Origin of the sequence: Burkholderia sp. Bp9015 (assembly GCF_003853505.1) — a bacterium.
In the GTDB taxonomy this organism is placed as follows: Bacteria; Pseudomonadota; Gammaproteobacteria; order Burkholderiales; family Burkholderiaceae; genus Burkholderia.
Genome location: NZ_QTPZ01000019.1, coordinates 1 through 13,235, shown reverse-complemented (window position 1 = coordinate 13,235; position 13,235 = coordinate 1). Strand labels below are relative to the sequence as shown.

The window sequence follows — 13,235 nt, the reverse complement described above, 5'->3', positions numbered from 1 at the left end:
GACGACGCGGTCACGCCAGCTCGGGATACCCGTGCGCGGCCGCGTCCCGCGCGAACCCGGCAATCGTGTCGTACGCGCCCGGCGTCAGGCGCTCGAATCCCTTCAGCCGCAGTGCGTTCGCCCGCGCCGGATCGAGCGCGACCGCGTGATCGAGCGCATCCTGCAACGCCTCCACGAGCCGCCCTTCCAGCGCTTTCGACGCGATCAACGGCAACCCCGGCGCCGACGCCGTCATGCCGATGGTCCGGATCTCTTTCAACAACTCGGGCAGCGCGTCACGCACGTACGCGAAGGTCACGCAATCGATCGCCGCGCAATCGGCAACGCCTGCCGCCAGCGCGCGCAGCACGTTCAGGTGCGAGCCGAACGGCACGACCGAACCGAAGAAACGTCCGTCATGCGCATGCGGCGCGACCGCGTGCCGGAATGCGTTCATCCCGCTATGCGAATCCACACCGTTGAAGGCGGCTCGCAATCCTCGACACGCGGCCAGCGTCGTCGCGCCGCCCGCATGCACGCGCGCCGACGCGACCAGCACGCTGCTGTAGCGCGCGCCGTCGCAGCCGGGGGCATCGAAGGCCGGTGTCGCAATCAGGTGCGCGGTATCGCGCAATCCGAGCATCCGGTACGGATAACCGCACGTCTGCGACAACAGCAGGTCGTTGCGGCGCCACAGCGCGTGCAGATCCCCGAACGGCTCGTCGAGCAACGCGACGCCGGCCGGCCCGCCGGCGCGCGCGAACGCATCGAGCGCGTCATGCAGCAGCGCGCGCCACAGCGCGGCGTGGCGCGGCGTCACGTTGTACATCGGCAGTCCGGCGATCCATTGGCTCATGCGGGCATTCTACGCATTGGCGGCGCCCTGGAGAAAGCCCGTCCGCCCGGGCGTCGCCGGGGTCCGGCACGCGGCACGCGGCCGGGGCCGGGGCCGGGGCCGGGGCCGGGGCCGGGGCCGGGGCCGGGGCCGGGGCCGGGGCCGGGGCCGGGGCCGGCAATGCTTATCGGCCGCGCAGCGATAAGCAAATCCGAATTGCTTGGTTGGCCTGACTACGCGGCCCGGTTAGCGTTCCAGTGTCGCGACGCCGTCGCATGCCGCTTCAGCGGCTGAGCGCGAGCCGCGCCGCCTATCGGCCAACCGCATCGCAGCCCGCACCGGCGCGATCGTCCGCTACCGGTTATCCGTATATCGCCCGCTTCACCGGCTTCACCCGCTTCATCCGCCCCAGCACCATGGCCGAATACTTCGACGTCGACCACGCGCGCGCGATCGCCGCGCTCCACGCCCGCTTCACTGCCCGTACCGAGTGGCCGACCTGGCTGCTGGTCGTCGCGATCTACGGCGGCTGGCTCGCCGTGCTGCTGCTCGTGCGTGCCGAGCGCCTGTCGCTCGCGGCCGCGACGCCGCCGCTGATCCTGCTCGGCGCGTGGCACATGTCGCTGCAGCACGAGCTGCTGCACGGCCATCCGACGCGCTCCGCATTCGTGAACCGGCTGCTCGGCTATCCGCCGCTGACGATCTGGTACCCGTACACGCTCTATCGCGACACGCACCTCGACCATCACCGCGACGAGGACCTGACCGTGCCGGGCGTCGACCCGGAAACGAACTACGTGTCGCGCGAGCAGTGGGCGCGTCTGCCGCGCTGGCGTCGCGCACTGACAGTTGCGCGCACCACCTTCGTCGGGCGTCTCGTGTTCGGGCCGCCGACGAGCATCGCCGCGATGTTCGCCGACGCGTTCGCCGCGTTCCGGCGCGGCGACTTCCGCTATCTGCCGATGTGGGCGACGCACGCCGCCTGCGTGGTCGCGCTGCTCGCCTGGCTGCAGTGGTCGATCGGCGTGCCGTGGTGGTACTACCTGCTGGCGGTCACGTGGCCCGCGCTGTCGCTCGCGATGATCCGTTCGCTGTTCGAGCACCGCGCCGCACGGCATCCGAAGGCGCGCATCGCGATCAACGAGGCCGGTTTCGCGATGCGGCTGCTATACCTGAACAACAACTACCACCTCGTGCATCACGACCTGCCGAGGCTGCCGTGGTACGACCTGCCGCGCGCGTACCGGATGCGGCGCGACGCCTATGCGGAGAAATGCGGCGGCTTCGTGATCCGCGGCGGGTATCGCGAACTGCTGGCGCGCCATGCGTGGACGCCCACCGACACGCCCGTGCACCCGTTCGACCAGGGCACGGCGTCGCTGTCGACGGGCGGCGGTGCGAAGGTCGCCGCCGTCGCCGGATATCTTCAGATCAGTACGTAACGCGCGAGCGGGGCCGCGCTTCGCCGTGAAGCCGCCCGATCCGACGACGCGACGACACGCGCGCAAGGCCGCCCCGGCGCGCATTCATTACAAAATGCCGACAACGCCGAGCTTCATCGGCGAATTGCCAATTCCACCGGCAATGTCCAGAATGACGGCTCGTCCGGGGTTCCAACAATCATTCGCCCTGGCTCAGCCTCCCGGCCGCGCGCCGCACTCCCCTACGACGATGCAACCGAACACCTCGCCGGGCGCGATCCGCTCGATCGGCAACGACTGGTCCGTCTCCGCGGTCACCGCGGGCTTTCTCGCGGTGCTGATTTCCTACGCGGGCCCGCTCGCGATCTTCTTCCAGGCGTCGCAGGCCGCGCATGCGTCCAACGAGATGGTGGCTTCGTGGGTCTGGGCGATCTCGATCGGCGCGGGCCTGTCGGGGCTGTTCGCGAGCTGGAAACTGAAAGTGCCGGTCGTGACCGCATGGTCGGCGCCCGGCACCGCGCTGCTCGTCGGCCTCTTTCCGCAACTGACGCTGAACCAGGCCGTCGGCGCGTACATCACGGCCGCGCTGATCATCCTCGTGATCGGCATCACCGGCTATTTCGACCGGCTCGTGCGCCATATTCCGCGCGGCATCGCGTGCGGGATGATGGCCGGCATCCTGCTGCCGTTCGGCATGCACGCGTTCTCCGCCGCGACCGCGCAGCCGGTGCTCGGCTTCGGGATGATCGCCGCGTACGTGATCTTCAAGCGCCTGCTGCCGCGCTACAGCATCGTGCTCGTGCTGCTGACGGGCGCCGCGCTCGCGACGCTGCTCGGGATGGCGCATCTCGGCAACGTGTCGCCGAGCATCGCGCGGCCGGTCTTCATCGCCCCCGAATGGACGCTCGGCACGACGCTCAGCCTCGCGCTGCCGCTCGTCGTCGTCAGTCTCACCGGCCAGTTCCTGCCGGGGATGACGATCCTGCGCGTGTCGGGCTACCACACGAGCGCGCGGCCGATCATCACGGCGACCAGCGTGATGTCGCTCGCGGTCGCGTGCTTCGGCGGGATCACGATCGTGGTCGCGGCGATCACCGCGGCGCTATGCACCGGCAAGGACGCGCACGAGGATCCGGACCGGCGTTATATCGCGGGCATCGCGAACGGCGTGATCTACCTGATCGGCGGGCTCTTTGCCGGCACCATCGTCACGCTGTTCTTCGCGCTGCCGAAGGCGTTCGTCGCGATCCTCGCGGGGCTCGCGCTGATCGGTGCGATCGGCGCGAACGTGCACGGGATCTTCGAGGATGAGGCGCATCGCGAAGCATCGGTGATCACGTTCCTCGCGACCGCTTCGGGGATGACGTGGCTCGGGCTCGGATCGGCGTTCTGGGGGATCGTGATCGGGTCGGTCGCGTATGCGGTGTCCGGCAGGGCGCGGCGGCAGGCGTAACGCGCATCCTTTCTGCCGCCACCCCGCTCACCGCGCGTGCGCGCGCACCAGGGTCGCGAGCGCGTCCGCCAGTGTCGTCGTGCCATACACCCGCTCCGACACGCCGGCCTCGACATCGATCTGTCCTGCGTTATGCACGTCGTACAGATCGACGATCAATTGCGCATGCCGTTCGCTGAGCCCTGCGCGCAACAGCGTCGCGGTCCATGCATCGCGCGGCAGTTCGCGCGCGACGATCTCGCGGTCGGCCGCCGCGCCGAGCGTATCCGCGATGTCCCGCACGCTCACACGCTGCGGCCCCTCGATGCTGACGATACGCGGCCCGTTGCCGGATTCGACGGCATCGAGCAGCAACCGCGCCGCCGCGACACCCACATCGGGCGCCCACACCGTCGGAAACACCTTGTCGACGGGATGGTGAAAGCTCGGCAGCACACCGGTTGCGAGCGCGACGGGCAACACGCGTGTCCAGTTCTGCAGATGCTCGGCCGAGCGCAGCAGCGTGAGTTGCGTCGGGACCGTCTTCAGCGCTTCTTCCAGACGATGAAAGAGCCGCGTGATGCCCGTGTTGCCCTCACGCTCCGCACCGTAGTCCGACAACGCGAGCAGCGCCGGCGGCGGATTCGCGGCGAGTGCGCCGGTCACGATGTCGATCGTCCGCTCCATCGTCGCGGCCGGATCGCTGTCGGCGACGGGCACCGGACACAGCATCTGCACGGCTTGCGCGCCGTCGATCGCCATGGCGATCGCACGTGCGTCCGTCAGGTCGGCGATCGCCACTTCGCAGCCGAGTTGCGCGAAGCGTTCGCGATGGCGTGCGTCGCGCAGCACCGCGCGCACGGGATGGCCTGCGTGGCGCAGGGTCGTCACGGTCGACAAGCCGACGTTGCCTGATGCTCCGAAAATCACGAACACGATCCGCTCCTGGGGGATGAAGGTGATGTGATTGTCGGTGCGCATCGCCAACGTGACGCGCACGGACGGATGACGCGAGCAGGAATGGATGACCGATCAGGCGGTTGCCGAGTTTTTCCGCTGCGTGGCCGCACCCGGCAATTGTCCAGCAGGTTGTTGGACGATTGCCGGGGAGCCTAACCAGATTTCGCTGACCAAACTGCAGCATCGGGAACAATACATTGCCTACGCACGACGGATAGTGGACTCGCCCATCGTCGGCCCGCGCGGAGCACCAGTCCCGTGCGGCAGCCGATCAACGGTCGTCGCCGTCATAAGCGAGCCTCAGCCCGCCCCGCGCCCCTGACCGCGCAATCTCCGTCGGCGTCGCGCCCAGCACGCGATTCATCCAGTTCGCCATGTGGCTCTGATGCGCAAACCCGGCTTCGAGCGCGATCTGGCTGATGCTGAGCCGGCCTTCGAGCAGCAACGCCTTCGCACGCTCGACCCGGCGCCGCACCACGTACTGATGCACCGGCATCCCGAGCGTCTCGCGAAACAGCACCTTGAAATGCGGCACGCTGATCGACACGAGCGCCGCGAGTTCGGCGAGCGTCATGCGCCGCTCGAGATTCGCCTCGACATAGTCGATCACGCGGGCCGCCGCCTTCGGCGCAAGCGTACGCCGGCGCTCGCGGAACGCCGGCTGGCTGTCGACCAGCCGCGCGACGAGCGCCGTGCACAGACTCTCCGCATAGAGCGGGTCCGACGCGTCTTCCGCCTCGAGTTCGGCGGCCATCGCCCACGCGATGTGCTGCAGGCGCGGATCGCGCACCTGCAGCCGCCGGCGGATCTGCGCCTGCGATGGCTTCAGCTCGAGTTGCTCGAACGTGCGCCGCACGAACGTGTCGCTGAGCGCGATGTGCAGGATCCGGCAGTCGGCGCTGTCGGTCCACCGGCCCGGCAGGCCGGCGGGAATCACGTCGACGTCGCCGTGCGCCTGGATGCGCGACACGCGTTCGCCGTCGCACACGCAATCCGCGCGCACGGGTGAACCGATATGCACGCCGATGCGGTGATGCTCGGCGGCCGGAATCCGGTACGTGCCCGCGCGAATCTCCAGCAGCGACGCGCCGAAGCCGCGCCAGCCAAGCCCGCGGCTGGAGCGCAGGCTGACCGGCACGCCGTTGTCGGTCGGCGCGGCAACAATCGGATCGCTCATGGTTCCCCTCCACCAGATCGGGTGTCGAACGCGCATTGTGACGCTTTTCCGCGGTGCTTGCCGGGCCTGAACGCCCGTTCCCGCAGCGCGCGGAAAAAGATCATCCGTTTCTGCTCCAGCCGATCCGTGCCTGCGCGCCAGCAAGCGCCGACACGCCTACGATCGCCTCATCCGACACCTACGGAGCCCGTCATGCCCGATTGCCGCCCGTTTCGCGCGACGTTCGCCGCGCCGCCGCCGTCCGGGGCCACCCGCGTTGCTTCCCGCCGCGCTTCCCGCGCTGTTTCCCGTCCTCGTTCCGGCAGTATCCGCGCGACACTCGCCGAACGCTGCCTGCGCATGATCGGCTGGTACCGGCTCGAGCGGCTGCTCGCGTCGATTCCCGACAGCAACGACGACTTCGGGATCGTATAACCGCCGCGACACAGGGCACACGCGCCGCCCGCGTCGGCCTACTTGCGCCGCCGCTCGTGCGGCGCGACGGTCGCGCCATCGATCACCGGCGCGCCCTGCTTGATCAGGAAGTCGCGAAACAGCCCCGTCACCTGCGAGATCCGCCGATCGGCGAGCGTGACCACATACCATTCGCGCTCGATCGGGTTGCCCGGAAACGGCAACTGCCCGAGCAGCCCGGTGCGCAACTCGAGTGCACACGCGTGCAACGACAGGAACGCGACGCCGAGCCCCGCTTCGGCCATCTGCTTGATCGCCTCGTTGCTCGACAGCTCGGAGCCCACGTGGAAGCGGTAGCCGGCCGTCTTGAACAGGCTCTCGACCGTGGAACGCGTGCCCGCGCCGCGTTCGCGCACGAGCAGGTGCGCGGATTCGAGATCCTTCAGCGCGACACGCTTGCGCTGCATCAGCGGATGGCCGGGCGCCGCGACGAACACCATCGGATGCTTCGCGAACTCGACCGCGTGCGTGCGCAGCTCCTTCGGCGCGCTGCCCATCACCGCGAGATCGATTTCATGCGTCGCGAGCATGCGGATGATGTCGTCGCGATTGCCGACCTTGAAATAGGTCTTCACGTGCGGCCGCGTCGCGGTGAATTTCACGAGCAGCGGCGGGATCAGGTACTCGGCCGTCGTGATCGCGCCGATCCGCAGCGTGCCGCCGAGATCGCCCGTCAGCGCGGCCACTTCGTCGCCGGCCTCGCTCCACAGATGCAGGATCTCGCGCGCATAGCGCGACACGATTTCACCGGCGGCGGTCAGCTGCACGCCGCGCCCCACCCGCTGCAGCAGCGCGGCGCCCACCGCCTCCTCGAGCAGGCGCACCTGCAGCGACACGGCCGGCTGCGTCAGGTTCAACTCCTCGGCCGCGCGCGACACGCTGCCGAGGCGCGCGATCATGTCCAGCGCCTTCAGCTGCCGGAACGTCGCGGTCTTTCCTATAAGTGAATACATATGAGTCGCTTATAAACATTAAATTGTTCGCGTAGGTTCAAAACTATATCGTCGGTTCTTGAGCAATGTCATCCGAATCGTCATCAGCGGGAGCCACAACATGGACACCATCACGCCTACCCTTGCAACGGATCGCGCACCGCGCGTGCCGCGCATCGTGATCGTCGGCGGCGGCGCCGGCGGCCTGCAGCTCGCCACGCGCCTCGGCGACACGGTCGGCCGCCGCGGGCAAGCCGACGTCGTGCTCGTCGACCGCTATCCGACGCACTTCTGGAAGCCGCTGCTGCACGAAGCCGCGTCCGGCCATCGCGATCCGGCCTCGCACACGATCGAATACGCGGCGCAGGCGAAGCGCCACGGCTTCCGCTTCGTGCAGGGCGCGCTGCAGCGGGTCGACCGCGCGGCACGCACGGCGACGATCGCCGCGGTGCAGGACGCGGACGGCACGGAGATCCTGCCGCAGCGCGAGCTCGGCTACGACGACCTGGTGCTGGCCGTCGGCAGCGTGACGAATTTCTTCAACGTGCCGGGCGCCGCGCGCCACGCGTTGCCGCTCGAAAACCTCGACCAGGCCGAGGACTTCCGCCGCAAGTTCCTCGCCGCGTGCACGAAGGCGAACCACCTGGCCGAGCAGCAGCCGGCGCGGCGCGCCGCGCCGATCTGCATCAACGTGATCGGCGCGGGCGCGACGGGCGTCGAACTGGCCGCCGCGCTGCGCCATGCGATCCAGCAGCTGACGACGTATCGCTTCAAGGCGCTGGTGTCCGCACGCGACGTGCACATCCGGCTGATCGAAGGCGGCCCGCGCATCCTGCCGGCGCTCGACGCAAGGCTGTCGGCCAAGATGCACGCGCAACTGCGCACGCTGAACGTCGACGTGCTGACGGACACGCGCGTCGCGGAAGTCGGCGCGGACGCGGTCACGACCGCGGCCGGCGAGCGGCTCGCGAGCGACATCACGATCTGGGCGGCCGGCGTCGCGGGCCCCGCGATGCTGCGGGAACTCGGCGACATCGCGCTCAACCGGTCGAACCAGGTGATCGTGACCGAGACGCTGCAGACGCCCGACGATCCGCACGTGTACGCGTTCGGCGACTGCGCCGCGTGCCCGTCGGCCGACGCGGGCGGCTTCCTGCCGCCGCGCGCGCAGGTCGCGCACCAGCAGGCCGTGTACCTGGGCGAAGCGCTCGCGCGGCGCCTCGCCGGCAAGCCGGTGGCCGGCTTCACGTTCCGCGACGCGGGCACCGTCGTGTCGCTCGGCCAGGCCGGTGCCGTCTATCAGGCCGACCTCGGCGTGCGTTCGCGCTCGCTGATCGTCGACGGGCTCGCCGCGATCGGGCTGTACAAGTTCCTGTACCGCAAGCACCTGTTCAGCGTGTACGGACTGAAGCGCGCGCTATTCCAGTCGCTGAGCCACTGGCTGCAAAGCCGCAACCAGCCGTCGATCAAGCTGCACTGAGCGTCGACGGCCACGCGGCATCGCAAGACGGCGTATCGGGCGCACCTCGCCCGATACGCCGTTTTTTCATGTGCACACATCCGGTGCATTCATATCGCGCATGAGTCGGGTGCGTCACATCGAACGCCATCGATACGATGCCATTCGTCCCGAACGCATGGATCGCGTGCATCCCGCGCCGGTACTGGCTCGCCGCCCGATTCATCAGTCAAACCCTATGAGTCGGCTATAAATATTAATTGGTTGCAATTTCCGGATCGACGCTAAGGTGTCGGGCATTCCCGTCCGCGAACGGACCGTCACGTCTCAGGAGAGGAATCACCGTGGTCATCGAAGCCATCGTCACCCGTCTCGACGCCGCATTCGCGCAGATCGAAGCGACACCGGATTCGCACGAATCGCGCAACCAGCGCGATGCGATCATCCAGTGGCTCGACAGCGCGTCGGAGCAAGGATATCGACTCGGTCTCGTCACGACGCTGCCGGCCGCCCGCCTCAGCGACATGTTCGAAGGCCAGTTCGGCCGCGCGAACCTCGACCGCTTCTCGGTCGTCGTGACCGACGCCAATCAGCAGGACTCCGTAGCAAATCAGCATCCGTTCGACGTCGCGCTGCAAGCGCTGGGCGTGCCGCCCGAGCGCGCGGTGGCCGTCGCGAGCAGCGAACCGGAACGCCGCGAAGCCGAGACGTTCGGCATGTCGCGTTGCGTGCGCATCACCGACACGATGCGCTCGATCGCATCGGCAGGCGTGCACTGAGCCGAGCACCGCATACGGGCCGGCTCGCGCCGGCCGGTCGCGATCCGGCGCGATGCCGACGATTGCCCGACCGAATTCCGACATTCCGCCGTCAAGGCGGCCTGCAACACTTCCAGGCTCGACCGATACTGCCCGGCGACCGGATGTCGGCGATGGCCGCGAACATGCGATGGGACGTGTATCGCAATGGCTCGCGGCATCATCGTGAAGATGATGCTTGTACAACGAGCGCGAGATGGAATTCCAGGCGGCGTGCGACGGCGCGAAGATCGCCGCGGGCAGTCACTTCTACGACTACGCGGTACGCGGGATTGAAGCGCCGTTACGGGTGTCCGTGACGCGCCGTCAGTCCACCGGGTAATCGAGATCGTGCCAGCGCTTCGCCGATTTCCCGCCGGAGCCGAGGTGACCGCCGGGGAAGCGCATCACGGCGATCGCGTGCAGCGCTTTCGTGTCGAGCGCGGGGTCGCCGCAGCTGCGCCTGACCTTGAGATCGCGGACGCGCCCCTGCTCGTCGAGCCAGACCCGCACGATCACGCGCCTTCTCGACGCGGGAGTCTGCACGCCGCGTGACAACAGGCGATCCATCAGCGACATGAAGTTCTCCCCGATCGTCGAATGCTACGGTTATCGCCCCGTGCATCGATGAACGACGCACGCCGGTGTGCGCGCCGCGTCAATGCCGGGCGGCTGTGCTCATGTGTGCCGGCGCGGCCTTCGGCTTCGCGGCGACATGCGCCTTCGGCTCGGTGCCGGCCGCATGTCGAACCTTGCCGGTCTTCGCGGGGGCCGCGTGTGCGTTCGGCGCAGGTTTCGCGCCGGCATGCGCCGCGACCGGCGCCTTCGACTGCGACTGTGATTGCGAACGAACGGTTTGCCGCCCCGGCTTCACGGCCGCCGCACTGCTCGCCGCCACGGGCGGATGCTTGACCTGCTGCGCGTACGCGTTGACGTCGTGATCGCTCATCCACGATTCCGTGTAGGCCGCCGACGCGGGATGAGCCAGGTTGAGATACGCGACCGATGCGACGAGAAAGGCACGAACATGCGTGCGACGATTGAATGCGGTAATGACGAATGCTCCTTTGGGAACTGACTCGACGCCCTGTATCGGCGCCGTCGTGGCGGCACGATAAAGGAGCGCATTCCGCACCGCAAGCGTCTGCCGGAGATCCAAACGATTCTTGACGTTTGAACGATCGATCCGGTGCGGGCGAGCTCGAACCGGCGCGGCAGCCGCGCGGTCGCTTCGGTATGCACATGTCGTCGCGCACGGGGCCGGAACGCTGAAATCCAATCGCCCCCGACGACGCCGAACTCGGATTCGCCGACGGTGTCGAACGTGCATCGCCGGAGAGTCACATGAAACGCGCCACCCCGTTCGCCCTCCTGATCCTGCTCGCCGCCACCAGCTTGCCGGCACTCGCCGGCAGTGCCGCGTCGCCGGTCCCGCAGCAAGCGAAAAACTGCGTACCGTCCTCCACGTCCGCTGGCACGGCGCCCGGCTCCCGCGCTGCATCAAAAGCGCCGCCGATTCGCGTGTGCGTCGGCGATCCCGACACGCAGCTGAACTTGCCGTGGTTCCTGACCGACGTCCTCACCGCCGTGGACACGCATCAATCTCCCCGCGACCTGCTCCACAAGATGCGCGACGATTTCTGAAGCGCTGCTGTCGCCGATGCACGCGCTGGAACAACCCGCAGCAAGCGGGTTGGGCCTCGTTCAAGGCGCGCCGATGCCTGGATCTCCGGAAGTGACGCGCGATGCAAATATTTCCCCACAAGCATCAATCAAGAAATTACGCGATTTTTGAATATCAATATTTCGTAATCGAGGGCTGCACGCCTTATACTTGCCGCGCACCATCCTCGTGCCAAGAGACGGTGTCTTCTGTCCCGGCCGCTCATCGATGCGGCCGGTTTTTTTTCGTGTGCGATACCGATATACATGCGTGGTCGGGGTATGTTACGGAGAAGCGCCTCGAATCCAGCGCCCCGCCGCGATGCCGCTTCGTGCGTTTCGCGAGCGTAGAATCGCTTTGCGTCCCGATATCGGCGCGAGCCGCGGTGCCTCGGCCAGGCACCGCGAACGCATCGCGTCTATCCATCGACCGGTTCGATCTGCATTCTCATGCGCACAACAACAAGTACGACCCGAGGACCTGCCGCGCCCGCACTGCCCCCGAAGCCCGCATTCCAGCGCAGCGGCGCGTGGCCGCACGTCGTTTTCCCGCTTGCCCTGATCGTCTGCATCCTCGTGTTCGTGGTCGCGCTCGTCGTTGCCGGGCGCCTGGCGCGCGACGCGATCGCGCAGCACGAACGCGTCGTCGCGAACGACATCGTGATATCGGTCGACCGCATTCTCGACGGGATTCGCTCGCGGCACCCGGCCGAGCTGGACGCGCTGGTCGGGCGACCCTGCATGACGATCTTCAGGACGCTCGCCGAAGTAGGCACTCACCTGCGCTATCTTCGGGCCGTCGGGCTGGCGAACGACGGTCGCGTCACATGCTCGTCGGCACTGGGCGCGATCGACGTCCCGCTCGCCGCATACATTCACGCGCCCGAGCCGGGGATGACGGCCATCACGCTGCTTCGGCAAACGCCGTTTCAGCATCGCGTTCCGGTGCTGGCGGCGTTTCGTGCGACCGCGCCCGAATCCGGCGTCCTCTATGTGGTCGAAGGCGACTATCTGGCGGACATGCTCGCGCACGGCACCCGCTTCGGGGCGGAAACGGCCACGCTGTCGATCGAAGGCGCCGGAAGCATCGATCAGCATGGCGCGTTCGTGCCGCCGTTCGGCGCGGCGCCGCCCACCGGCAGCACGATCGCGTCCGGCGCCTGGCCGTTCACGGTCTCCGTCACCTCGTCGGAACCCTACGTTTCGCAGGTGCAGCGGCGCTACGGACTGATCTGCGTGACGATCGCGCTGCTGGTCAACGGCCTCGTCGCGGCCGCGTACCTGCTCGCGATGGCGCCGCGCCGGCTGTTGCTGAAGGCCGTTCGCAATGCGCTGAAGCGCAACGAGTTTCATGTCGTCTATCAGACTATCGTCGATGTCGAAACGCGCAGGACCGTCGGCGTCGAGGCACTGCTGCGCTGGCAGCATCCGAAATGGGGGCCCATCAGTCCGGCGGTGTTCGTCCCGCAGGTGGAATCGAGCACGATCCTGCCGAAGGTGACCGAATTCGTGCTGCGCACGGCCATCTCGGAACTGTCCGCGCTCGCGCCGTCGATGCCGCTGCATGTCGCGATCAACGTCGCGCCGAAGGATCTCGAACGCGCGCGCTTCGTGTCCGTCGTCGAAGACGCGATCCGCCGGCTTCCGCCGGGCTGCACGCTGGTGCTCGAAGTCACCGAGCGCATCCTGCTCGAGAAGAATCCGCGCACCACCGAGATGTTCGCCACGCTGCGCGCGAAAGGCGCGAAGTTCGCGATCGACGACTTCGGCACGCACCACAGCAACCTCGACATGCTGTCGCGCTTTCCGTTCGACTACGTGAAGATCGATCGACAGTTCATCTCCCGGCTGACGACGGGCAACGCGAAACTGATCGAAGGGATCGCCGCCGTCGCGCACCACTACGGCCTGAAGATCATTGCGGAGGGCGTGGAGACGGAGGAGCAGCATCGCGCGCTGCATGCCGTCGGGATTCAGTTTGCGCAGGGCTATCTGTACCAGCGACCGCAGCGACCGGAAGACCTGAAACGGGAATTCGCGCCGATGCCGGCCTAGCAGGCTGTTGAAATTGGATACGGTGTAAACGGGCGTTGCGAGCGGTGCGTTAGAGATATCGTGTTCATGATCT

The 13,235-nt window shown here is 67.6% G+C and carries 13 protein-coding genes and 1 pseudogene; 8 read left to right on the top strand and 6 right to left on the bottom strand.

Features of this window, described 5'->3' with window-relative positions; all coding sequences use genetic code 11:
- Positions 1 to 10: 10 nt before the first annotated feature.
- The gene (locus tag DIE12_RS20625) at positions 11 to 835 is read right to left on the bottom strand and encodes a phosphate/phosphite/phosphonate ABC transporter substrate-binding protein (protein ID WP_124487104.1); all 825 of its coding nucleotides are present in this window, start codon (positions 833 to 835) and stop codon (positions 11 to 13) included.
- A 395-nt stretch (positions 836 to 1,230) separates the two neighbouring features.
- Here DIE12_RS20625 and DIE12_RS20615 point away from each other — a divergent pair, with 395 nt between their 5' ends.
- Both DIE12_RS20615 and DIE12_RS20610 read left to right on the top strand, forming a co-directional pair.
- Positions 1,231 to 2,256: a fatty acid desaturase gene (locus tag DIE12_RS20615; RefSeq protein ID WP_124487148.1), complete on the top strand. Its 1,026-nt coding sequence runs from the start codon at positions 1,231 to 1,233 to the stop codon at positions 2,254 to 2,256.
- Between the two features lie 229 nt (positions 2,257 to 2,485).
- The gene (locus DIE12_RS20610; protein WP_124487105.1) at positions 2,486 to 3,688 is read left to right on the top strand and encodes a benzoate/H(+) symporter BenE family transporter; all 1,203 of its coding nucleotides are present in this window, start codon (positions 2,486 to 2,488) and stop codon (positions 3,686 to 3,688) included.
- 27 nt (positions 3,689 to 3,715) lie between these two features.
- On the opposite strand, the gene DIE12_RS20605 is transcribed toward DIE12_RS20610, so the two are convergent.
- Together DIE12_RS20605 and DIE12_RS20600 are read right to left on the bottom strand one after the other, a co-directional pair.
- Positions 3,716 to 4,603: an NAD(P)H-binding protein gene (locus tag DIE12_RS20605; protein ID WP_124487106.1), complete on the bottom strand. Its 888-nt coding sequence runs from the start codon at positions 4,601 to 4,603 to the stop codon at positions 3,716 to 3,718.
- 295 nt (positions 4,604 to 4,898) lie between these two features.
- Positions 4,899 to 5,804, bottom strand: a complete 906-nt coding sequence (locus tag DIE12_RS20600; protein WP_124487107.1) for an AraC family transcriptional regulator — start codon at positions 5,802 to 5,804, stop codon at positions 4,899 to 4,901.
- A 192-nt stretch (positions 5,805 to 5,996) separates the two neighbouring features.
- Between DIE12_RS20600 and DIE12_RS20595 the strand changes: the two genes are divergently transcribed.
- The gene (locus DIE12_RS20595) at positions 5,997 to 6,218 is read left to right on the top strand and encodes a hypothetical protein (RefSeq protein WP_260427290.1); all 222 of its coding nucleotides are present in this window, start codon (positions 5,997 to 5,999) and stop codon (positions 6,216 to 6,218) included.
- A gap of 38 nt (positions 6,219 to 6,256) precedes the next feature.
- Here DIE12_RS20595 and DIE12_RS20590 read toward each other — a convergent pair whose 3' ends face one another.
- Positions 6,257 to 7,210, bottom strand: coding sequence for a LysR family transcriptional regulator (locus tag DIE12_RS20590; RefSeq protein ID WP_124487108.1), 954 nt, complete (start codon positions 7,208 to 7,210; stop codon positions 6,257 to 6,259).
- A 100-nt stretch (positions 7,211 to 7,310) separates the two neighbouring features.
- Here DIE12_RS20590 and DIE12_RS20585 point away from each other — a divergent pair, with 100 nt between their 5' ends.
- The 3 genes and pseudogenes from DIE12_RS20585 to DIE12_RS20575 all read left to right on the top strand — a co-directional run.
- A complete protein-coding gene (locus DIE12_RS20585) occupies positions 7,311 to 8,669 on the top strand; it encodes an NAD(P)/FAD-dependent oxidoreductase (protein ID WP_124487109.1) in 1,359 nt (452 codons plus the stop codon).
- A 323-nt stretch (positions 8,670 to 8,992) separates the two neighbouring features.
- Complete coding sequence (locus DIE12_RS20580) at positions 8,993 to 9,427, top strand: phosphatase (RefSeq protein ID WP_124487110.1); 435 nt, start codon at positions 8,993 to 8,995, stop codon at positions 9,425 to 9,427.
- A 149-nt stretch (positions 9,428 to 9,576) separates the two neighbouring features.
- Positions 9,577 to 9,788 (top strand): annotated as a pseudogene (locus tag DIE12_RS20575) (hypothetical protein); the annotation flags it as partial.
- On the opposite strand, the gene DIE12_RS20570 reads toward DIE12_RS20575, so the two are convergent.
- The gene (locus DIE12_RS20570; protein WP_124487111.1) at positions 9,773 to 10,024 is read right to left on the bottom strand and encodes an energy transducer TonB; all 252 of its coding nucleotides are present in this window, start codon (positions 10,022 to 10,024) and stop codon (positions 9,773 to 9,775) included. The pseudogene DIE12_RS20575 and the gene DIE12_RS20570 overlap by 16 nt on opposite strands.
- A 79-nt stretch (positions 10,025 to 10,103) precedes the next feature.
- Positions 10,104 to 10,394, bottom strand: coding sequence for a transcriptional regulator (locus tag DIE12_RS20565; protein WP_124487112.1), 291 nt, complete (start codon positions 10,392 to 10,394; stop codon positions 10,104 to 10,106).
- Between the two features lie 395 nt (positions 10,395 to 10,789).
- Here DIE12_RS20565 and DIE12_RS20560 point away from each other — a divergent pair, with 395 nt between their 5' ends.
- Positions 10,790 to 11,089 (top strand): hypothetical protein, encoded by a 300-nt coding sequence (locus DIE12_RS20560; RefSeq protein ID WP_124487113.1) that lies wholly within the window; start codon positions 10,790 to 10,792, stop codon positions 11,087 to 11,089.
- Positions 11,090 to 11,557: 468 nt separating this feature from the next.
- Positions 11,558 to 13,162 carry an EAL domain-containing protein gene (locus DIE12_RS20555; RefSeq protein WP_124487114.1) on the top strand — a complete coding sequence of 535 codons (1,605 nt, stop codon included), beginning with the start codon at positions 11,558 to 11,560 and terminating at the stop codon, positions 13,160 to 13,162.
- The last annotated feature ends 73 nt before the right edge of the window (positions 13,163 to 13,235 follow it).